General features: G+C 58.1%; 26 protein-coding genes. 11 read left to right on the top strand and 15 right to left on the bottom strand.

Features of this window, described 5'->3' with window-relative positions; translation table 11 throughout:
* Positions 1-43 precede the first annotated feature (43 nt).
* Positions 44-595, bottom strand: coding sequence for a translation initiation factor IF-3 (gene infC, locus ABX75_RS13840; protein WP_169850653.1), 552 nt, complete (start codon positions 593-595; stop codon positions 44-46).
* Positions 595-2,517: a threonine--tRNA ligase gene (gene thrS, locus ABX75_RS13835; protein ID WP_034114413.1), complete on the bottom strand. Its 1,923-nt coding sequence runs from the start codon at positions 2,515-2,517 to the stop codon at positions 595-597. Before thrS ends, infC begins: the two co-directional genes overlap by 1 nt.
* A 366-nt stretch (positions 2,518-2,883) precedes the next feature.
* On the opposite strand from thrS, the gene ABX75_RS13830 reads away from it, so the two are divergent.
* Together ABX75_RS13830 and ABX75_RS13825 are read left to right on the top strand one after the other, a co-directional pair.
* Positions 2,884-3,198, top strand: coding sequence for a hypothetical protein (locus tag ABX75_RS13830; protein WP_021491187.1), 315 nt, complete (start codon positions 2,884-2,886; stop codon positions 3,196-3,198).
* Between the two features lie 289 nt (positions 3,199-3,487).
* On the top strand, positions 3,488-3,700 hold the full coding sequence (locus ABX75_RS13825) for a cold-shock protein (protein WP_003234260.1): 213 nt from the start codon (positions 3,488-3,490) through the stop codon (positions 3,698-3,700).
* A 72-nt stretch (positions 3,701-3,772) separates the two neighbouring features.
* Here ABX75_RS13825 and ABX75_RS13820 read toward each other — a convergent pair whose 3' ends face one another.
* Together ABX75_RS13820 and ABX75_RS13815 are read right to left on the bottom strand one after the other, a co-directional pair.
* Entirely contained in the window at positions 3,773-4,093 is a 321-nt protein-coding gene (locus tag ABX75_RS13820; RefSeq protein ID WP_034099112.1) for an I78 family peptidase inhibitor, read from the bottom strand.
* A gap of 146 nt (positions 4,094-4,239) precedes the next feature.
* The gene (locus ABX75_RS13815) at positions 4,240-4,548 is read right to left on the bottom strand and encodes a hypothetical protein (protein ID WP_034099113.1); all 309 of its coding nucleotides are present in this window, start codon (positions 4,546-4,548) and stop codon (positions 4,240-4,242) included.
* Between the two features lie 171 nt (positions 4,549-4,719).
* Between ABX75_RS13815 and ABX75_RS13810 the strand changes: the two genes are divergently transcribed.
* Positions 4,720-4,932, top strand: coding sequence for a hypothetical protein (locus tag ABX75_RS13810; protein WP_034099115.1), 213 nt, complete (start codon positions 4,720-4,722; stop codon positions 4,930-4,932).
* Between the two features lie 33 nt (positions 4,933-4,965).
* Here ABX75_RS13810 and ABX75_RS13805 read toward each other — a convergent pair whose 3' ends face one another.
* Genes ABX75_RS13805 through ABX75_RS13775 form a run of 7 tightly spaced genes read right to left on the bottom strand, consistent with a single transcriptional unit; the run spans position 4,966 to position 11,935 of the window.
* Positions 4,966-5,994 (bottom strand): nucleoside hydrolase, encoded by a 1,029-nt coding sequence (locus tag ABX75_RS13805; protein WP_047882095.1) that lies wholly within the window; start codon positions 5,992-5,994, stop codon positions 4,966-4,968.
* Positions 5,995-6,020: 26 nt separating this feature from the next.
* Positions 6,021-6,425 (bottom strand): D-ribose pyranase, encoded by a 405-nt coding sequence (gene rbsD, locus ABX75_RS13800; RefSeq protein WP_034099117.1) that lies wholly within the window; start codon positions 6,423-6,425, stop codon positions 6,021-6,023.
* Positions 6,422-7,339, bottom strand: a complete 918-nt coding sequence (gene rbsK / locus ABX75_RS13795) for a ribokinase (protein ID WP_047882094.1) — start codon at positions 7,337-7,339, stop codon at positions 6,422-6,424. The genes rbsD and rbsK overlap by 4 nt, the downstream gene beginning before the upstream one ends.
* Positions 7,340-7,362: 23 nt before the next feature.
* Positions 7,363-8,385 carry a LacI family DNA-binding transcriptional regulator gene (locus tag ABX75_RS13790; protein ID WP_034114417.1) on the bottom strand — a complete coding sequence of 341 codons (1,023 nt, stop codon included), beginning with the start codon at positions 8,383-8,385 and terminating at the stop codon, positions 7,363-7,365.
* Positions 8,386-8,388: 3 nt separating this feature from the next.
* Entirely contained in the window at positions 8,389-9,366 is a 978-nt protein-coding gene (locus tag ABX75_RS13785; RefSeq protein WP_003174987.1) for an ABC transporter permease, read from the bottom strand.
* The gene (locus tag ABX75_RS13780) at positions 9,363-10,916 is read right to left on the bottom strand and encodes a sugar ABC transporter ATP-binding protein (protein ID WP_047882093.1); all 1,554 of its coding nucleotides are present in this window, start codon (positions 10,914-10,916) and stop codon (positions 9,363-9,365) included. The genes ABX75_RS13785 and ABX75_RS13780 overlap by 4 nt, the downstream gene beginning before the upstream one ends.
* A gap of 59 nt (positions 10,917-10,975) precedes the next feature.
* Entirely contained in the window at positions 10,976-11,935 is a 960-nt protein-coding gene (locus tag ABX75_RS13775; protein WP_034099124.1) for a sugar ABC transporter substrate-binding protein, read from the bottom strand.
* Between the two features lie 543 nt (positions 11,936-12,478).
* Here ABX75_RS13775 and ABX75_RS13770 point away from each other — a divergent pair.
* From ABX75_RS13770 to ABX75_RS13760, 3 genes are all read left to right on the top strand, one after another.
* A complete protein-coding gene (locus ABX75_RS13770; protein ID WP_034099126.1) occupies positions 12,479-13,567 on the top strand; it encodes an asparaginase in 1,089 nt (362 codons plus the stop codon).
* Between the two features lie 167 nt (positions 13,568-13,734).
* A complete protein-coding gene (locus ABX75_RS13765) occupies positions 13,735-13,986 on the top strand; it encodes a DUF1654 domain-containing protein (RefSeq protein WP_177329685.1) in 252 nt (83 codons plus the stop codon).
* A 4-nt stretch (positions 13,987-13,990) separates the two neighbouring features.
* Positions 13,991-14,680, top strand: a complete 690-nt coding sequence (locus ABX75_RS13760) for an endonuclease (RefSeq protein WP_034099128.1) — start codon at positions 13,991-13,993, stop codon at positions 14,678-14,680.
* Positions 14,681-14,712: 32 nt separating this feature from the next.
* Here the strand turns inward: ABX75_RS13760 and ABX75_RS13755 are convergent, their stop codons facing one another.
* Positions 14,713-15,078: an SPOR domain-containing protein gene (locus ABX75_RS13755; protein WP_047882151.1), complete on the bottom strand. Its 366-nt coding sequence runs from the start codon at positions 15,076-15,078 to the stop codon at positions 14,713-14,715.
* A 262-nt stretch (positions 15,079-15,340) separates the two neighbouring features.
* Between ABX75_RS13755 and csrA the strand changes: the two genes are divergently transcribed.
* Positions 15,341-15,535 carry a carbon storage regulator CsrA gene (csrA, locus tag ABX75_RS13750; RefSeq protein WP_003192511.1) on the top strand — a complete coding sequence of 65 codons (195 nt, stop codon included), beginning with the start codon at positions 15,341-15,343 and terminating at the stop codon, positions 15,533-15,535.
* A 551-nt stretch (positions 15,536-16,086) separates the two neighbouring features.
* Positions 16,087-16,383: a hypothetical protein gene (locus ABX75_RS13740; RefSeq protein ID WP_047882091.1), complete on the top strand. Its 297-nt coding sequence runs from the start codon at positions 16,087-16,089 to the stop codon at positions 16,381-16,383.
* A 19-nt stretch (positions 16,384-16,402) separates the two neighbouring features.
* Here ABX75_RS13740 and ABX75_RS13735 read toward each other — a convergent pair whose 3' ends face one another.
* Entirely contained in the window at positions 16,403-17,080 is a 678-nt protein-coding gene (locus ABX75_RS13735) for an HAD-IA family hydrolase (RefSeq protein WP_034099131.1), read from the bottom strand.
* Between the two features lie 200 nt (positions 17,081-17,280).
* On the opposite strand from ABX75_RS13735, the gene ABX75_RS13730 reads away from it, so the two are divergent.
* From ABX75_RS13730 to ABX75_RS13720, 3 genes are read left to right on the top strand one after another with little or no spacing between them, the layout of a single operon-like run.
* On the top strand, positions 17,281-17,532 hold the full coding sequence (locus tag ABX75_RS13730) for a DUF2790 domain-containing protein (RefSeq protein WP_034099132.1): 252 nt from the start codon (positions 17,281-17,283) through the stop codon (positions 17,530-17,532).
* Positions 17,533-17,574: 42 nt separating this feature from the next.
* On the top strand, positions 17,575-18,246 hold the full coding sequence (locus ABX75_RS13725) for a heavy metal response regulator transcription factor (protein ID WP_034136881.1): 672 nt from the start codon (positions 17,575-17,577) through the stop codon (positions 18,244-18,246).
* Positions 18,243-19,646 (top strand): heavy metal sensor histidine kinase, encoded by a 1,404-nt coding sequence (locus ABX75_RS13720; protein WP_047882090.1) that lies wholly within the window; start codon positions 18,243-18,245, stop codon positions 19,644-19,646. The genes ABX75_RS13725 and ABX75_RS13720 overlap by 4 nt, the downstream gene beginning before the upstream one ends.
* Here ABX75_RS13720 and ABX75_RS13715 read toward each other — a convergent pair whose 3' ends face one another.
* Both ABX75_RS13715 and pcp read right to left on the bottom strand, forming a co-directional pair.
* The gene (locus ABX75_RS13715; protein ID WP_034114424.1) at positions 19,647-20,105 is read right to left on the bottom strand and encodes an anti-virulence regulator CigR family protein; all 459 of its coding nucleotides are present in this window, start codon (positions 20,103-20,105) and stop codon (positions 19,647-19,649) included. It abuts the gene before it with no gap.
* Positions 20,106-20,180: 75 nt separating this feature from the next.
* The gene (gene pcp, locus ABX75_RS13710; protein ID WP_034099139.1) at positions 20,181-20,810 is read right to left on the bottom strand and encodes a pyroglutamyl-peptidase I; all 630 of its coding nucleotides are present in this window, start codon (positions 20,808-20,810) and stop codon (positions 20,181-20,183) included.
* Positions 20,811-20,812 lie beyond the last annotated feature (2 nt).

Genomic DNA, 20,812 nt, shown 5'->3' with positions numbered 1-20,812 from the left:
TCAGTTGATAAACATAATCAGAAGGCCTGCCGTGCCCTGTTGATTACTTCTTCTTTTTCGGGGCGATGACCATGATCAGCTGGCGTCCTTCCATCTTAGGATGCTGTTCGACCGAACCGTACTCGAGCAGGTCAGCTTCAACCCGCTTGAGGAGTTCCATCCCCAGCTCCTGGTGGGCCATCTCACGGCCGCGGAATCGCAAGGATACCTTGGCCCTGTCCCCATCACTCAGGAAACGTACCAGGTTGCGCAGTTTTACCTGGTAATCCCCTTCCTCCGTCCCTGGACGAAACTTGATTTCTTTTACTTGAATCTGCTTCTGGTTCTTCTTCGCCGCAGCAATCTGCTTCTTCTTTTCGAAGATCGATTTGCCGTAGTCCATCACCCGGCAAACAGGCGGGACTGCGTCGGCGGAGATTTCCACCAGGTCCAATTTGGACTCTTCAGCGATACGAAGCGCTTCATCAATCGAGACGATGCCAATCTGCTCGCCGTCAGCGCCAATTAACCGAACCTCGCGTGCCGAGATATTCTCGTTGATCGGGGCTTTCGGTGCAGCTCGTTTATCTTGTCTCATTTCACGCTTAATAATAATTACTCCGAATCTGGGCGACCACGCCGGGAAACCGCTTGCGCGAGGAACTCAGCGAACTGGGCGACGGGCATCGAGCCCAGGTCAGCACCTTCACGAGTACGCACAGCGACAGTCTGCATCTCGACTTCCCGATCTCCGATAACCAAAAGATAGGGAACCTTGAGCAAAGTATGCTCGCGGATTTTAAAGCCGATCTTTTCATTTCTCAAGTCGGACTTGGCACGAAATCCGCTTTCGTTGAGAGTTTTTTCAACTTCAGCGGCAAAATCTGCCTGTTTATCAGTGATATTCATGATCACTGCCTGGGTCGGAGCCAGCCACGCAGGGAATGCACCCTCGTAGTGCTCGATCAGGATCCCGACGAACCGCTCGAACGAACCGAGGATCGCCCGGTGCAGCATGACCGGGTGCTTACGGCTATTGTCTTCGGAGACGTATTCGGCTCCCAGACGGATCGGCAGGTTAAAATCGAGCTGCAAGGTACCACATTGCCAGACACGGCCAAGGCAATCTTTCAGCGAGAATTCGATCTTAGGACCGTAGAAAGCTCCCTCACCCGGCTGCAGGTCGTATGCAAGGCCCGCACTATCAAGGGCTGCGGCCAATGCTGCCTCGGCGCGATCCCACAGCTCGTCAGAACCGACGCGCTTTTCCGGACGAGTGGACAGCTTCATCTCAACTTCGGTAAAGCCGAAATCACGATAAACGTCCATGGTCAGCTTGATAAAGGCTGCCGACTCAGCCTGCATCTGTTCTTCCGTGCAGAAGATATGAGCGTCATCCTGCGTAAAGCCGCGCACACGCATGATGCCGTGCAGCGCACCCGATGGCTCGTTGCGGTGGCAGGCACCGAACTCCGCGAGGCGCATCGGCAACTCGCGGTAGCTCTTCAGGCCTTGGTTGAACACCTGCACGTGGCATGGGCAGTTCATAGGCTTAATGGCGTAATCGCGGCTTTCCGACTCGGTAGTGAACATGTTGTCGGCGTAGTTGGCCCAGTGTCCGGACTTCTCCCACAGACTACGATCAACCACTTGCGGTGTCTTGATTTCCAAGTAACCGTTTTCGCGCTGAACCTTGCGCATGTACTGCTCAAGCACTTGATACAGGGTCCAGCCGTTCGGGTGCCAAAACACCATGCCCGGCGCTTCTTCCTGAAGGTGGAACAGGTTCAGGCGCTTGCCGATTTTGCGGTGGTCACGTTTTTCGGCTTCTTCGATGCGCTGGATATAAGCGGCCAACTGCTTCTTGTCAGCCCAAGCAGTGCCATAGATGCGCTGCAATTGCTCGTTCTTGGCGTCTCCGCGCCAGTAGGCGCCGGACAGCTTGGTCAACTTGAACGACTTGAGGAAACGCGTGTTCGGCACGTGCGGGCCACGGCACATGTCGACGTATTCTTCGTGATAGTACAGGCCCATGGCCTGCTCGTCCGGCATGTCTTCCACCAGACGCAACTTATAGTCTTCGCCACGAGCGGTGAACACGTCGATCACTTCGGCGCGCGGCGTGACCTTCTTGATCACGTCGTAGTCTTTTTCGATCAGCGCGTGCATGCGCTGCTCGATGGCCGCCAGGTCATCCGGGGTAAAAGGACGCTCGTAGGCGATATCGTAATAAAAGCCTTCTTCAATGACCGGACCGATCACCATTTTCGCCGTCGGGTACAGTTGCTTGACCGCATGGCCAATCAAGTGCGCGCAAGAGTGGCGAATGATCTCCAGCCCTTCTTGATCCTTGGGCGTGATGATTTGCAGGCTGGCATCGGTGGTAATCAGGTCGCTGGCATCGACCAGCTTGCCGTCGACCTTACCGGCCACGGTGGCTTTGGCCAGGCCTGCGCCAATGGATGCGGCGACCTCGGCTACGGAAACCGGATGATCGAATGAACGCTGACTGCCGTCGGGAAGAGTAATAGTTGGCATGGCGCCTCCTCTCCTAGTGGTGACCCCTACCAAAGGTCACGTGGGTTGGGATGAGCCAGTACAAGATCCAACACCAGGCCGCTCAATGCTGAACGCCTGCCTTACAGCGGCAGGAGCCTTTCGGCCAACCGATAATCGAACCAGAGTGACTGGAGTGAAAAAAAACAACGTGGCAAGGCCGCTTTGAACGCGCCGTTAAATAGCCAGGCCGCCGATGCTAGCACAGATGAACGGTCATCGGGCCGCAGCTGCTGTTGCTGATAACGAATTTCCAGGCTTTATAGATGCAAAAGTGAACTTGAGCTGTACGCTGTGCCTCAAACCCCCTGAGAATCGCCGTTCGTCCTCGACTCAAAGGAGCATCCAATGATGCGTTTTACCTCGACCCTCGCTCTCGCTGCTTCACTGACCGTCCTTTCCCTTGGCGCTCAGGCTGCTGCCCCATCGAACTGGCCAGCCGGTGCGCGCGATAGTTTCGTCAGCGACTGCAGCGCTGCGGCCAGCCAGAATGTGGACGTCAAAACCGCCAAAGCCCATTGTGAATGTGGCGCAGATAAGATCAACGCGGAATTGAGCACTGCTGAAATCAAGGAATTGATGACTAATCAGAACGCCAGTCCGGAGCTTAAAAATAAAGCTGTGGCGGCTATTTCGTCCTGCAAAGTCGTGAAGAAAAAGTAAATCGACAGCCTGATCACACGGCCGATTGATCGAAAAAAAGACCTGAAATCCGCTGTTTCTCACAAATTACGCAGCTTTTACGGCTTTTTTTAAGACCCCATATTTAGCGCAGAAGCCCCGTAGTTCGGGGCTTTCAGCCAGAAGAAGGTCTAAAGCCAACGCTATTGATCAGCAAACAATGCCTTGGGGGGGCTCCCAAGCCGAACATTTCGACTATGATAGCCCGGTGTGCCCAGTTGGCCTGAGCAGCACAGCACTACTGAAAATATATGTTTCTTGGAGATACACCATGTCTAATCGCCAAACCGGCACCGTTAAATGGTTCAACGATGAAAAAGGCTTCGGCTTCATCACTCCTCAAGGTGGCGGTGACGACCTGTTCGTACACTTCAAAGCTATCGAAAGCGACGGTTTCAAAAGCCTGAAAGAAGGCCAGACCGTTTCCTTCGTGGCTGAGAAAGGCCAAAAGGGTATGCAAGCTGCACAGGTTCGCGGCGAGTAATTCTCCGCTGAGCTAAAAAAACCCCGTCCATGTGACGGGGTTTTTTATGGGCATAGCAAAAGCCGGTGAAGATCAGCCGCAATTGACCCGAGTGATCACCAAGTTATCATCGGTGTTCAGGTTCAGTCGGTCGGAGCGGTACTCCAGGGTGATCATGTCGTTGGGCTTGAGGATCCGGGCGTTCTGCGCACCGGAGCGCGTACGAGCCTGTTCCAACAGTTGCGGCGAGGCTTTCTGGCCAATTGTAAATTCGGCAGCCTTCGCCTCACAGCGGCTATGACCGGCATCGGTCACAGCGGCATTTTTGGCTGGCTCAGAGGTACCCGAGGTGCTGCATCCCGCCAATGCGAGTGCTGCCAACAAAGTACCGAATGATGCGAGCTTCCAAGGCATGAAGCCTCCTATGAATAAAAAAATGGACAGAGATCGTGCGACAGCGGTGTGGCGATTTGGTTTCAAGACGTAAAGCGTTGAGGAGCAAGTCTGCCTGACTCTAGCCGGGCATTCGCTTGATCAATCGTGACCAGATATGAACGCGATCAGTAGATGTCGATATAGTCATCCGACGGCTTCGGCCAGTTTTGCCGCAACGCATTGAAAATCTGCGTGACCCAGACTTCGTCACTGGCCGCCACGTTACCGACATAACCGGAGCCTTTTGCCCAGGTCTCCAGCCGAAACAGCAACCCGTCGATATCCGCATTGCCTACCGCCCTTCCACTCGAAATGTAGGCAAGACCGGCCTTGGTCACCCGTAACTGGGCATGCTCGTCGTCGCTGGCACTGGCCAGCAGTTGGCGCACGGCGGCCAATGTCAGATTCTCAGGGTTATTCAAATCGATATGCACGTAGCGTTTTCCGACTGTTAAACAAGCCGACAGTGTGGCACAGCGCGCGCCCGCACCTAAGCATCATGCCTAAGTATCAGTGCCAAACAGCATGCAAAATGGTTAACTGCCCCGGCAAAAACCGCGCACCAGCGCGCTGCCCAGTATTTTTTTCTGCCTCGCGAGACCTTCATGACCACCGTAACGCTTCAAGCCGACATCAAAGCCAAATGGCCCTTGGGCCAGAGTTCCTACAGCCCAGGCAGCCCAGAGGAATTGGCAATCATCGGCATCGACCTGCTGGTCAAAGAATTGGGTACCCAGGCCGCGCAAGCATTCATCGGCCAGGTATTCGAAAAATACCCAGCCGATCACATGGGGGCGGATAACCCCGAGCGCGAGTAAAAATCGGCCGGCGAACGCCGACCGATCAGCACGTTACTTCAAGCGAGCCAGGCGTTCGGTCAGCAGATCGAAAAAACCCTGGGCATCGCCGCTCTCAACCCAGAATGCGTTCTTGGGTTGTTTCAGGCCATCGTACCAATCGACGATGGTCTGGCCGAAGGTCGGGCCTTCACGGCTGTCGACCACAACGTTGACTTCACGCCCGCTGAACAGCGAAGGCTTGAGCAGATAGGCGACCACGGTGGCGTCATGCACAGGCCCACCGGGAATGCCGTAGTGCTCCATGTCGCCCTTGACGTACTCGTTGAGGATATCGCCGACGATCTTGCTCGCATTGTTCTTGAGGTCGGCGATCTGCTTCAGGCGCGCTTCACTGGTGAGCACCTTGTGGGTGACGTCCAGCGGTAGGTAGGTCAGCTTGACCCCACTCTTGAGCACGATTTCCGCGGCGACAGGGTCGGCGAACAGGTTGAACTCCGCGACCGGCGTGATATTGCCGCCGTTGAAGTGCGCACCGCCCATCACCACCACTTCCTTGATGCCTTGAGTGATTTCCGGGTCTTGGGTCAATGCCAGCGCCAGGTTGGTCTGCGGGCCGAGCATAGCGATGGTGATGCTGTGAGGCTTGGCAGCACGCAGGGTCGTGACCAGGTAATCCACGGCATTGCCTGGCGCGAGGCCCTTTTTGGGCTCATGCACGGTGACGCCGGAAATACCTTCCTTGCCATGAATGTTCTCGGCATAGATCGGCGTGCGCAACAGCGGTGCAGGCGCACCGGCGTATACCGGAATGTCCTCGCGCCCTGCCCACTCACGGGCCAGCCGGGCGTTACGGGAGGTTTTGTCCAGGCGCACATTGCCGGCGACGGTGGTGAGCGCGCGGATATTCAGCTCCTCAGGAGAAGCCATGGCGAACAGCAACGCCACAACGTCATCGGCGCCCGGGTCGGTGTCGATGATCAGGTCGATTTTTTCCGCCGCCTGGGCGCTTGCTGCAGTGAGTGCGGACAAAAGCAGAACACTCCGAAACAAATTTCTCAGGGTGGGTAGACCACGTTGCATAAAACACTCCTTGTCGTTGGGAAAGACTAGAACGTCACGCCGGACACCAGCGCAATATTGCAGTAAGGCTGGCATTCGCCAGTACGCACCACGGCGCGGGCCTGACGGCTCAGTTGTTTGAACTCATCATGACTCAGCAGACGACGCTCGCCGAGCGCGGCCTGAGCCGTCAGGGCATTCAGCTCAGTCAGCGCTGGCGGCTGCTTGAGTAGAATTTCGTTGGCCAGTACATGGCTCTCCACCTGCATTTCACTGAGCACAATGCGCAGGGTACTGATGAAGTCCGGAATGCCCTGAGTCAGCGCCAGGTCGATCAACTCTACACCCGGCGGCACCGGCAAACCGGCGTCACCGATGACCAGGATGTCGCCGTGTCCCAGAGAAGCGATCACCCGCGACAGGGCGATATTGAGCAGTGGGGTCTTTTTCATGAGGCTACAAAACCTTGTACGTCGTGCAGCGTTGGAATGGATGGTTGCGCACCGGCGCGGGTGACCGACAACGCTGCCGCGACCTGACCGAAGCGGATGGCCTCGGCCTCGCTTTCGCCAGCGGACAACGCAGCTGCAAAACCGCCTACGAAGGTGTCGCCGGCTGCGGTGGTATCCACCGCCTTGACCTTGGGCGCCACCAGGTGCTCAAACCCTTGGCCATCAGCAAACAACGCACCTCGCGCACCCAGGGTAACAATGACTTTGCCGGCGCCGGCTTCGATCAGACGAGTCGCGGCCTCTTTGGCGCTGTCGAGAGAATCGACCATCACGCCGCTCAGCGCACTGGCTTCGCTTTCGTTGGGAATCAGATAGTCGATCGAGGCGTACCACTCGGCCGGCAACGGAGCACTGGCAGGCGCTGGGTTGAGGATCACGGTCTTGCCCAGTTCACGGCCACGCTTGAGGGCGTACCCCACCGTGTCCATGGGCACTTCAAGCTGGCAGACGATCACGTCGGCCCCCTGTAGCACCGCGTCGAACGCTTGCAATGACGCCGGCGTTAGAGCGCCATTGCTACCGGCCACGATGACGATTGCGTTCTGACTGCTGTCATCCACCACGATCAACGCGACACCGCTGGAGCCGGCGACGCTGCTGACCGCCTGGCAATCGATGCCTTCGACCAGCAATGCCTCGCGCAGTTGGCTGCCGTAGGCATCGGTGCCGACGCAGCCGATCATCGCCACATCGCCACCCAGCCGCGCCGCCGCGACTGCCTGATTGGCGCCCTTGCCGCCCGGCACGGTGGCAAAGGTCTGGCCGATCAGCGTTTCACCGGCGCGCGGCAAGCGGCTGGCGCGGGTCACCAGGTCCATGTTCAAGCTGCCTATTACCACTACTTTTGCGGGCATACATCAGTACTCATCAATTCGGTTCAGCGGTATTGGGCAAACACACCGGCGACGGGGGCCGTCGACTCGCGCAACACAATGCTTGGGGTCACGATACGTTGATCGATTGGCAGTTGAGGGTTGGCGATCCGTCGCAGTAAAAGCTCGGCAGCCGTCTCGCCCAGCTGCACGATGGACTGCCCCACCGTGGTTAGCGCCGGGTAGACGTAACGGCTCATTTGAATGTCGTCGAAACCGATCACCGACAGCTCGCCGGGCACGCGAATATTACGCTCGGCCGCCGCGCGCAATACACCGAAACCGATCATGTCGTTGCTGGCGAAAATCGCGCTGGGCGGTTTTTCAGCCAGCAGTTGCACGGCGGCGGCATAACCGCCGGTGCTGGTGAAATCGCTTTCGCGGATGCGCTCGGCCGGTACTTCCACGCCAGCCTCGTGCAACGCCCGGCGATACCCTGCCAGACGCATTTGTGCCACGCGGGTGTGGGCCGGGCCGCCGATACAGGCAATATCCCGATGACCGAGGTCGAGCAGGTGCCGGGTGGCCAGGTAAGCGCCCTCTTCGTGGTCGATACGCACCAGATCGACATCAATGCCATCCAACGCCCGGTCGACGATCACCATGGGCGTTCGCACCGCGCTCAAGCCTGCAGCCAGCCCACTGTCGTCGCCGCCCACTGAGGTGACGATCAAACCGTCGATACGCTTCTCCAGCAATACCCGTAAATAACTGCGCTGCTTTTCAGCGTTGTCATCGGAGTTGCAGAGGATCACGCAATAGCCATTACGCTCGCAATAGTCCTCGATACCACGGGCCAATTCCGCGAAATACGGGTTGAGGCTGTTGGGCACCAGCAGGCCTATGGTTGCGGTGGTCTTGGCTTTGAGCGAACGCGCGACGGCACTGGGCACGTAGTCGAGCTGCTTGATCGCCGCCTCGACCTTGAGGCGCACCGGCTCGCTGACCGGGCGCGTCTTGTTCACCACATGGGACACCGTGGTGTAGGAAATACCCGCAAGCGCTGCCACATCCTTGATCGTTGCCATGGTTTAGCCTCGCCGACTGGCACGCTGGCTGCGATAGGTATCGAGCACCACAGCGATCACAATCACGGCACCGGTAATGATGCGCTTGGTCGGCTCCGTGGCCCCGATCTGCGCCAGGCCGGCAGCCAGGACCGAGATGATCAAGACGCCGAAGAACGTGCTGATCACCGAACCGCGCCCGCCCATCAGGCTGGTGCCGCCGATAACCACCGCCGCGATCACTTGCAACTCCAGACCGGAACCCGCGTTCGGGTCAGCCGCCTCCAGGCGCGAGATCTGGAACAACGCGGCTACGCCGGCCAACAGGCCCATAAGGCTGAACACCAGGATCTTGTAGGGCTTGGGATTGATCCCCGCCAGGCGTACCGCTTCCTCGTTGGTGCCGATACCGATCAGGTAGCGACCGAACACGGTCCGCGTCAACACCAGTTGGGCCGCAATGATCACTAGCAAAGCAATGATGAACGACGGCGAAATACCAAAGGCAATCGGATTGGACAGCCAGGCGAAGGAGTCACCGATGTAGGCGGTGCGTGAACCGGTCATTTGGTACGCGACGCCGCGGGCCATTTCCAACACACCGAGGGACACGATAAACGACGGAATGCGCCAGGCCACGGTGATCGAACCGGTGAGCGTACCGGCCAGCGCCGCACAGCCCATGCCCAGCACGGCGGCCGGCAAAACGCTCCAGCCCCAGCTGAGGATCGCCACACTGACCGCCGATGCCGCCAGCGCCAGCACCGAGCCTACCGACAGGTCGATACCGCCGATGATCAGGATGAAGGTCATGCCCACCGCCAGCACCATCAGGTCCGGAATCTGGTTGGCCAGCGTACTGAACGTGTCATAGGACAGGAAGTGATCGCTCAATACCGAGAACAGCGCAATCATCGCGAGCAAGGCACCTGCCAGGCCCAGGTAAGTCCCCAGGCCGTAGAAGTTGCCGCCGGTTTTACCGGGAGAAGTGGTCGTTTTCATGGGGTATCCCTAAGCACTGCATCGTTGAGCAGCGCATCACGTTTCTGATAGCCGGCAAAGGCGGCGGCGAGCAATTCGTCCTGGGTCCAACTGTCGCGCTCGAAGGTGTCGATCAGGCGACCGGCGGACAGCACACCGATGCGGTCGCAGATCAACATGAGTTCGCGCAGGTCGCTGGACACCACTACCAACGCCTTGCCCTGCCGGGTCAACTCGCCGAGCAAGGCGTAAATGTCGAATTTGGCGCCGACGTCGATACCGCGCGTAGGCTCGTCGAACAGCATCACCGAGCAGTCGCGCTCCAACCAGCGACCAATCACCACCTTCTGCTGGTTGCCGCCGGATAATTCCGACACCAACTGCGCCGGGCTGGAACTGCGAATGCGCATGGCATCGATCTGACGTTGGGCCAACGCGGTTTCATCGCCACTGTTAACGACGCCGCCCGCGGAAATTTCAGGCATGTTGCCCAGAGCAATGTTGGCGCTGATGGACTGGGTCAGCAGCAAGCCTTCACCCTTGCGGTCTTCGGTGATCAGCGCGATGCCATGGCCCACGGCATCCACCGGCGAACGAATGCTCACCACCTGGGCTGGCGAGCCCAGGGCCACGGTGCCGCTGTCGGCTTGGTCAGCGCCGAAGATCAGGCGCAGTAGCTCAGTACGGCCCGCGCCGATCAGCCCGGAAATGCCATAGATTTCACCGGCGCGAACTTCGAACGAGACGTCGCGGACTTTGTCCGAGCGCGTCAGACCTTTGACCGTGAGCGCCGGGCCACCGATGGTGCGCGGGCCCAAATCGATGTGTTCGCCCAGTTCGCGACCGACCATCAATGTGACCAGTTGCTCGCTGTTGTAGTTGGCCATCGGCTCGACGCACACCAGTTTGCCGTCACGCAGGACCGCGATGCGCTGGGCGACACGAGCCAGCTCTTCCAGCCGATGGGAAATGTAAATAATCGCTACGCCGCGGGCCTGCAAACGGGTGATCTGCTCAAACAGCATCTCGACTTCACGGGCGGTAAGCATAGCCGTGGGTTCGTCGAGGATCAGCACATGGCAGTCGCCGATCAGGTTGCGCGCGATCTCGACCATTTGCTGGTGCCCGATCCCCAAGCTGCCGACCAGGGTGTCTGGGTCGATGGCATCCAGGCCGACCTGGGCCATGGCTTCGATGGCAGCCTTACGCAGTTGCTTGCGGCTGATCCAGCCACCGTGGCTGGGCAGGTTATGCAAAAACAGGTTTTCGGCGACAGTCAGGGTCGGCAGCAGGTTGAGTTCCTGCATGACCATGCGCACACCCAGCGATTCGGCCTGGGTGCGGCTGCCTGGGCGGTAATCCTGGCCGTTGAACTGCATGTGCCCGGTGGTCGGAGTGACCAGCCCGCCGATGATTTTCGACAAGGTGCTTTTGCCTGCGCCGTTTTCACCCGTCAGCGCCAGCACTTCGCCGCGATTGAGCGTCAGAGTGATGTCGGACAGAACTGGCTGGGCATACGTCTTACCGATACCGCTGACCGAGAGGACAGCGTTCGGGGCGGAAGATGACATAGGAAAATCTCCGAGCGTCCGCCCGGGGGCGAGCGGACGCTGTTTGGGTGCTGCCAGAATTACTTCTTGAGGACGAGTTCGACCGGGGTTTCGATCACGCCATCTTTGGCATCGACTTTTTCACCCTTGACCAGCTTGAGCGCGTTCTGGATACCGAACACGGCTTGCTGGGCAGCGGCCTGGTCGGCGGTAGCCAGCACGCGGCCGTCCTGCAGCATCGGCTTGATGGCTTCGATATTGTCGTAGCCCACTACCAGCACCTTGCCCGCTTTGCCGGCTGCACGTACGGCAGAGACAGCACCCAAAGCCATGTTGTCGTTACCGGCCAGCAGCGCCTTGAGGTCTGGGTATTCGCTCAGCATTGCGGAGGCGACTTTCTGGCCCTGGTCGATCTCCCAGTTACCCGACTGGGTGGATACGATCTTCATGCCAGCAGCATCCATCGCGTCTTTGAAACCGGCGGTGCGCTGCTGGGCGTTGGTGGTGGTCGGAACGCCTTCGATGATGCCGACCTTGTCGCCAGCGCTCATTTGTTTGGCCAGGTAATCGCCCACCAGCTTGGCACCTTTGCGGTTGTCCGGGCCAACGAAGGGAATGTCCAGGTTCTTGCTTTTCAACACACCGGGGTCGAGACGATTGTCGATGTTGACCACCTTGATCCCAGCGTCGGAGGCTTTTTTCAGTACGGTGACCAGCGCCTTGGAGTCGGCTGGCGCAATGACGATGGCGTTGACCTTGGACAGGATCATCTGATTGACGATATCGATCTGGGCAGCAGTATCGGTTTCATTCTTGATGCCGTTCGTGATCATGTCGAAATCGGCGGGGTGGGCTTTCTGATAGTCCTTGGCACCTTCCTGCATGGTGACGAAAAACTCGTTGGCCAGGGACTTCATTACAAGACCGACTTTCGGTTTGGCGGCGGCCTCGTCAGCGAATGCAGAGGAGAGCGGTAAAGCGGCGGATGCGGCAGCAAGCACAGCGATAGCAAGAAGACGTCCAGCAAATGGCAGCTTCATGGGGTCACTCCGATCTTATGATTATTGTGAGCAACGCTTGCACCGAAGAAGGCTTCGGCAGCCCGCCCACCTGGGAGGCTGATACGAGCTGTCACGTTACGCCAAGCGCATCGGAAACATCTCGCAAACGTTTGCGTTATTCAAACTATGAGAACCTTGTCGAAATTTGTCAACGGGGGTATGCGTCTTTGATGCTCCGCTAATACGAAAGCTTGGCAACATGCGCTGCTTCTAAACATCGCCTCCCCTTACAGATCTCCGAAACGACAGCTCATGTCTGATCACGGCGGATTTTTCCGTCAGTGTTTTCGGGCTACCGAACGCCAACCCAGGCAGTTGTTCGGAAAGCCGGACAATAAGCTCGTCGCCCACACTAAAAACTTCTACAAATTCCTTTTTAATCAATAAGTTAATTTAAAAATACACAAGCCATAAGGCTGGTACAGATCCTGCTCTTACCCAGTACCTCGCGGCATTTAGCATCGCCCGAGTGTTCTGGATGAACCTGCTACAGCACTCATCAAAAAATCAGAGAGAAAAATAATGAAATCCGCACTGAAGAACTTTGTTCCGGGCGCCTTAGCCCTCCTGCTGCTGTTCCCCGTTGCCGCCCAGGCAAAAGAAGTTGAAGCCAAGACCAAACTGTCCAACGTGGTGATTCTCGCCACCGGCGGCACCATTGCCGGCGCCGGCGCCAGTGCCGCTAACAGCGCCACCTATCAGGCGGCCAAGGTCGGTATCGAGCAATTGATCGCCGGTGTTCCTGAGCTTAGTCAGATCGCCAATGTGCGCGGCGAACAAGTGATGCAAATTGCGTCCGAAAGCATCAACAACGAGAACCTGCTGCAACTGGGTCGCCGCGTTGCGGAGCTGGCCGACAGCAAAGACGTGGATGGCATCGTGATCACCCACGGTACCGACACCCTGGAAGAAACCGCCTACTTCCTGAACCTGGTAGAGAAAACCGACAAGCCTATCGTAGTGGTCGGCTCGATGCGCCCAGGCACCGCCATGTCGGCGGATGGCATGCTCAACCTGTATAACGCAGTGGCCGTGGCCGGCAGCAAAGATGCACGCGGCAAAGGCGTACTGGTGACCATGAACGACGAAATCCAGTCCGGTCGTGACGTCAGCAAGATGATCAACATCAAGACCGAAGCCTTCAAGAGCCCATGGGGTCCCCTGGGTATGGTGGTTGAAGGCAAGTCCTACTGGTTCCGCCTGCCGGCCAAGCGCCACACCATGGACTCGGAGTTCGACATCAAAACCATCAAGAGCCTGCCCGATGTGGAAATTGCCTACGGCTACGGCAACGTGAGCGACACTGCTTACAAGGCCCTGGCCCAAGCTGGCGCGAAAGCCATCATCCATGCCGGTACCGGTAACGGCTCGGTGTCTTCCAAAGTGGTGCCGACTCTGGTGGACCTGCGCAAGCAAGGCGTGCAGATCATTCGTTCTTCCCACGTCAACGCGGGTGGCATGGTGCTGCGTAACGCCGAACAGCCTGACGACAAGTACGACTGGGTCGCAGCCCTGGACTTGAACCCACAGAAAGCGCGGATTCTGGCAATGGTCGCCCTGACCAAGACCCAGGACAGCAAGGAGCTGCAACGGATGTTCTGGGAATATTGATTTCTAAACATCTTCTGTAGGAGCGAATTCGCTCCTACAGCCCCTCCTCCCCTCCCCCCATCAAACATCCCGAATTGCTGACAGAAGAACTTCCAGAAATTTAAGCAGTTGCGAAATTGCCTACAGTTAAATACTGTATGCACGTACAGCTAAATAAGGAATATTCCGTGGCAAAATCTTCTGCAGCACTGCCGACAGCACCTGATGCCTATGAACGCCTGGCCGTTCGTGTGCAAAAGATCATTAACTCGACCCAGGCTCAGAAATCCAAGGCCGCCCTCATCTTCCGCCTGCCGGATGAGCCTGAAGAGCAATGGCAGCGCCTGCTCGAGGAAATCGCTGAAAACGATAATGTCACCCTCGCCTACCGCGACGACGGCGGCGTACAGATTTTCTGGGTTGTGCCGAAGGAAGATTGAGTCAATGAGTGCCCGTTTTATTGCTGTCTGTTGCCTGTTTTTTGCCATTTCCGCCCATGCCCAAGCGCCGCGCACTTTCAGCGAAGCCAAGAAAATTGCCTGGAAGCTCTACGCCCCGCAATCCACCGAGTTCTATTGCGGCTGCAAGTACACCGGCAATCGCGTGGACCTGAAAGCCTGCGGGTACATTCCACGCAAAAACGCCAACCGCGCCGCGCGAATTGAATGGGAACATATAGTGCCGGCATGGCAGATAGGCCATCAGCGCCAGTGCTGGCAGAACGGCGGTCGCAAGAACTGCACGCGCCATGATGATGTGTTCAAGCGCGCCGAAGCGGATTTGCACAACCTGGTGCCTAGCATTGGCGAAGTAAACGGCGACCGTAACAACTTCAGCTTTGGTTGGCTGCCGGTACAGAGTGGGCAATACGGTTCATGCCTGACACAGGTGGACTTCAAGGCCAAGAAGGTCATGCCGCGCCCATCGATTCGCGGAATGATCGCGCGTACCTATTTCTACATGAGCAAGCAGTACGGTTTGCGCTTGTCGAAACAGGATCGCCAATTGTATGAAGCCTGGAACAAGACCTACCCCGTACAGGCCTGGGAGCGCCAACGCAACCAGACCGTGGCTTGCGTGATGGGGCGCGGTAATGAGTTTGTCGGCCCGGTGAACCTCAAAGCATGCGGTTGAACATGGGCGGGAGCCCCCGCCCAATCGGCCCGTTACTGGTCGGCCTTGTGCTCGATGACTTGGGACTCGGTGTCGTTCTTCTTGGCCCGCGCGAGTTTTTCAGTGAGCAGTGCCTGCTTGGCTTCTGCTTCCTCCTTGGTTGCGAACGGCCCTAGAAGCACTTCGTCCTTGCCGTCCACTTTCACGATATAAAAATTGAAACCATGTTCCAGCAACCAGGCGGTGAGGTCAGTGATCGCCTGCAGCTTGTGGTCCGGTGGACCTACCCGTACATCCCACTCCTGCACAGCAATCGCGCCGGTCTGTGGTTGGCTTTCGCTCACGGCAGGCTTGGCCTTGGGGGTATCGACGGGCTTGCCTTCGCCACAGCCGGCCAGCGCCAACACCATCATTGCCATCACTACTTTACGCACTGCCCTGCTCCTTTAAGGATTAAAGAGGCGACTTTATCATCCACTGTCTATTCTGGCCGTCATAAACGTTGGATTAAACAATGCGAATGATGTATCGCAGACCTGTATGATGCGCCCATGGGAATTAATGTTGCCTCTATGCGTCCTAAAGAGGCAGTCACAGGGAAGCGCTTAGCAGTAAGCTATACACATCCGACACCTGCCCTGTCTGAAACATGTGTCCTTAAAAGTAATCAAGGAGAAGTCCATGCTTATACTCACCCGCAAAGTTGGTGAAAGCATAAACATCGGTGATGACATCACGATCACCATCCTGGGCGTCAGCGGCCAGCAAGTACGAATCGGCATCAACGCACCGAAAGACGTTGCCGTGCATCGCGAAGAGATCTATCAACGTATCCAGGCTGGCCTGACTGCTCCGGACAAAAACCAGACGCCTTGAAACGCCCTCAGTAGCCAGCCCTTTCGTGCACGGTAACGGCTGGCGAAAACTCTTCCCAACGGCCTGCGTTTCGGACGTGGCCAGTATCGCCAGCAAGTCGGTCCACGCGACAAGATGAAACAATCTTCGGGACCGGAACTTGTTACGTCATTTACAGCCGAAACTCCTGACTGACTTCCTCCATGTGCACTCGGGAGCACGTACATGAGGTCTGATACCGCATCGCCGCGCTTTTCCAGATCCTGGCTGATCGCCTTGCTGATAGGGCTGGCTTTTATCGGCCTGGAATTTGTAATCAGGTTTGAAATTGCAGGCAGCGCTCCCACCGATCAGCATTCGGTGCTGGACCTGACGCTACTGCTATGCGGTTACCTGTTTATGTTCTGCCTCAAGCCTATACAAAAGGTCGTACACCGCAGATTCTGTCAGCGCAGCCCTGGAAAAACGTCACGCCCATAGTCACGTATCAGCTAGCAGATTGCCGGTATTTACAGTGTCGCATCGCGGCCTATGCTTGGTGTGTTTACCCGTTAGTTGAAGGCCTGAAATCGATGGATACCCTCAGCCGATCAGAAATCGAATCCGCCCTTGCAGCTCGCTTACCCAGTTATTCGGTTGCCTGCACGCTACACGCTGACGGCACCTTGTCCGTGGTGCTCAGCGGCCCGGAGACAGATCATTTCGCAATCACCGGGATCGTACGCGCGCACTATCGCGGCGCCGAAGCGATTGCACGACTGGCTAATGAGATTCTTCGCGAAATGGTGGTGTCACGACGCGGCATGAGGAGCGAACGCATGCATGCGCCGCCCAACGCGATTGTGTGGCAAGAAAGCCAAGACCCGTAAAGGTCTTGGCTTTCTTGTATCAACCCGCCTCGTTGTGCAAGGTCAACCAGCCCTCGGCATTCCGCCGCACCTGCAGCCGCTCATACCCACCAATGGTTGGGTGTTGTGTCGCCAACGGCTTGAGGTGGGTCGTAGTCACCACCATCACATCCGCGCCCGCCGCCTCACCTGCGCGAATGCCCACCGACGCATCCTCAAACACCAGACACTCCTGCACCGAAACGCCCAAACGCTGGGCGCCCAGCACATAACAGGCCGGATTCGGCTTACCGATGGCGACATCTTCTGCCGTCACCATCACCGTCGGCGGCGCAATGCCCGCCGCTTGCAGCCGGCGCATTGCCAGTTCCCTGGGCGCCGACGTCACCAACGCCCACTGATCGGCAGGCAGGCTGTCGAGAAACGCCGCAGCACCGGAAATCGCAACCACGCCATGCACATCGTTGATTTCAGCTTCGGTGATCCATTGCGCTTCAGCGTGCGGGTCGACGCCGGGTAACCCCTGGCGCGTGATGGTATCGATGGCGCGGGCGCCATGGATGGTGGTTAAAAACGCCGCCACATCCAGACCGTGACGTTCGGCCCAGCGGCTCCACACACGCTCGGCGGCGGCGATGGAGTTGAGCAGGGTACCGTCCATATCAAACAGGAAAGCACGGTAAGAACGGGCAAATACAGCTGAAGCACGGATGGACACTGGGGGCTTCCTCGTGGGCGGTAACGCATGATCGACCGCTGCAATCTACGGGGCTACCCGATGGCTGTAAACGCCACCACGCCTGAGCCAGGGGTTTCATTACGAACTTGTCATCATTCTGTTGGCGGGCTGTTAGGGGCGGCTGTTTACCGTGAACTTACTGCCAGAGCCTGGCAGCCACCCTTCGGAGTAAGAACGTGATGAAACTGTTGATCCTCGGCGTCGCCACACTGCTTGCCACCGGCTCCGTATTCGCCGCCGACAACACCGGCGTAATCCATGACGCGACTGGCGCCTATGTACATCTGGACGTCGCCAAAGTGCTGTCGAGCAGCGACACTGGCAACCAATGCGGCATTGTCCCGGCGCAATTGCGCTATCTTGACCACCAAGGTCGCGAACATGTGCTGGACTATCAGGTCCAGGCTATCGGATGCCCCAATGACAATTGATCGGATTACACTGGCGCGACGTACCGAATCCGAGCCTTTTCCATGAATATCCTTGTTGTAGAAGACGAACCCAAGGCCGGCAATTACCTGCTCAATGGCCTTCAGGAACTGGGCTATTCCGTCAGCCTTGCCCGCGATGGCGTGGACGGCCTGCACCAAGCGCTGGAAACGCCGTTCGATGTGATCGTCTTGGATGTGATGATGCCGAAAATGGACGGCTGGGAAGTACTGCGTCGCCTGCGCAAAGAAGCCGACACACCAGTGCTTTTTCTTACCGCCCGTGACGATATCGCCGACCGCATCAAGGGCCTGGAGCTGGGTGCGGACGATTACCTGATCAAACCCTTTTCCTTCGCCGAACTGGTAGCCCGCCTACGCACCCTGACCCGTCGCGGCCCAACCCGTGAAGAAGACCAACTGCACATCGCCGACTTGCACATTGAAGTGCTCAAACGACGCGTCACCCGCGCCGGCACACGCATTACCCTGACCAACAAGGAATTTGCCCTGCTGCACCTGTTTGCCACGCACCAGGGCCAGGTATTGTCACGCTCGCTGATCGCGTCGCGGGTATGGGACATGAACTTCGACAGCGACACCAATGTGGTGGATGTAGCCGTGCGCCGCTTGCGCCTGAAGATCGACGACCCGTTCCAGCTCAAGCTGATCCATAGCGTGCGCGGCATCGGCTACCGCTTCGACACCCAGCCATGACGCCTCGCCGACATTATTCGCTGACCCTGCGACTGGCGCTGGTGTTCGCCCTGCTCGCCTTTGCTCTGCTGGCCACCCTCGGCGTGGCGCTGTACCGGGAACTGGAGCGCGAGCTGATCCGCCGCGACGACGCCGCGTTGATCTCGCGGGTCGATCAACTGCGCAACCTGCTCAACGACAGCAACACCCTGGAGCTGATCAGGAACAAACCGGAATTGTTCCAGAACATGCTGGGCAACCGCGAGTCGGTGCTGAGTATTGCAGCTCCCGGGCAACAGCCATTGCTGCTGGTGAATCCCGGAAATATCGACTTACCGGCGGTTACACCGGTGCCCAAAGGCCATGTCCTTGAGCTTGCCGACGTGCAGCATCTGCCCGGTATCAACGGCGTCCCCTTGGCCACCCTTGCTGCTTCGATCGATTCCGGCGACTTGGGTAGCCTGCAAGTCACCAGCGGGCGCTTGATGACCGAACGTACCGCCGTGCTCGCTAGCTATCGACTGAGCGTGTACATCCTGGCAGGTATAGCCGCGCTGGTTCTGGCGCTTGCCGGCTATCTGCTGGTGTATCGCGGCCTGCTGCCGTTGCGACGGTTGGTGCGACATGCTCAGGGAATCGGCGTCGGCAACCTGGCCGAACGTCTCGACAGCCGGGGCGCACCGAAAGAACTGCTGCCGATGATTAATGCCTTCAACACCATGCTCGAACGCCTGGCCAAGGGTTTTGCGCAATTGAGCCAGGTGTCGACCGACATGGCCCATGAACTACGCACGCCTATCAACAACTTGTTGGGGGAAACCCAGGTTGCCCTGCATCAACAGCGCAGCGTCGATAGCTACCAGCAACTTTTGGCTTCGAATGTCGAAGAACTCGAACGGCTGGCGCGCATGCTCGACAATATGCTGTTCCTCGCACGCACTGACCCGGCCAGCGCCCTGCGCCAACGCCAGGCACTCAGCGCCGCAGATGAAGTGGAACGCATCGCGGAGTACTTCGAGGGGCTGGCAAGTGATCGGGGGATGCGCATTCTCACCGCTGGCCAAGGGGAAATCTGGGCCGAGCCCATGCTACTGCGGCGCGCCCTGGCGAACCTGTGCGCTAATGCGATCAAGTACGGCGCCGCACATTCAGAGCTGCGTATCGAGGCGATGCCCGCGGTTGAGGGCCTCATCCTGCGGGTGAGCAATCAGGGGGAGACGATTGCGGCCGAACACCTGCCGCGTCTGTTCGAGCGTTTTTATCGAGTGGATGAGTCGCGGGAACGTTCGGCTCACTCCAACGGGTTGGGCCTGTCGATCGTGGCGACCATCATGCAGTTGCACAATGGCCGCTACAGCGTCAGCAGCCAGAACGGTGTCACCTGTTTCGAGCTGTTGTTCCCCGGGCGTGAAGCGGACTGATCAGTTGAACGCCCCATTGAGTACTTCGTAGATGATGCCCGAAGCAATGGCCACCAGGATCAAGTCAGTGCCCGCCTGCTGCCATTCGTAGCCATCGTAATGTGGCAACTGACCCAGCAAACGGCCATCGAGTTTTTTCGCGATACCCGGCGGCAGCGGTTTGCCGCGTGCCAGGTTCTTCTGGATCCCCGGCGGCAAGGCCGGGCCGGGGCTCCAATAGTTCCGATAACCGCCCAGCACATTCAATACGCCGCTGCGATCCACGTTGGGCCCATGACTGCCCGAGGCACCTTTGCCTTTGGGTTTGTCGTAGTTCTGACCGCCAGGGTTATTGCCTTTGCCGTTACCGCCGCCCTTGCCATTCCCATGGCCGTTGCCAGGATCGGCCAACGCCAGAGCACTCCCGGCAGACAACGCAAGCATTAGCGCAACAGACGCATATTTCGAGCACTTGATCATGGCGATTTTCCAGGGCAGAAACGTCCTTCAACTGTAGTTGAAATTACACCGCGACGCATTGAAAGCAGCGCCCGATCAACTTACCTGACCGCCCGCCTCCACCACATCCACCGAGGTCTGCCAGGCTGCCGTCACCGCGACGCGCAGTCCTTCGATCAGGGTCGTCAACGCCATGGACGGCTCGCTGCCCCCTGGCAAGCGCGGCACATGAATAAAGCCGCTGCGCACACCGGAGCCGGCGAGCGCATGCTGCAGGCGATAGAACACCTGGTTGCACACGAACGTACCCGCTGTATGGGACACCGAAGCGGCTACCCCAGCCTCGCGCACCGCCCGCACCATCGCCTTGATCGGCAGCGTGGTGAAGTACGCCGCCGGGCCATCCGTTACAACCGCCGTGTCGATCGGCTGCGCCCCGAGGTTATCGGCGATACGCGCATCGTTGAGATTGATCGCCACCCTTTCGATGGAAATATCGCTACGCCCAGGCCCCAGCCCCGTGGCGATAACCATCGCCGGGCGCAGTTCGTTGATCATTTGCAGCAGGCATTCCGGGGCCGTGGCAAAGGCACAGGGCAGCCGCCGCGCAACGATCCGCACGTCGTCGCGCAGTTGCAGGCCATCCAACTGGCGCACGGCTTCCCAGGACGGGTTCACCGGGTCTTGATCGAAGGGCTCAAACCCCGTTAGCAACACAGTGTGCATAG

Source organism: Pseudomonas sp. ARP3 (assembly GCF_001029595.1).
In the GTDB taxonomy this organism is placed as follows: Bacteria; Pseudomonadota; Gammaproteobacteria; order Pseudomonadales; family Pseudomonadaceae; genus Aquipseudomonas; species Aquipseudomonas rhodesiae.
The sequence above is the reverse complement of the archived record's forward strand: the minus strand, read 5'-3'. Positions and strand labels throughout refer to the sequence as shown.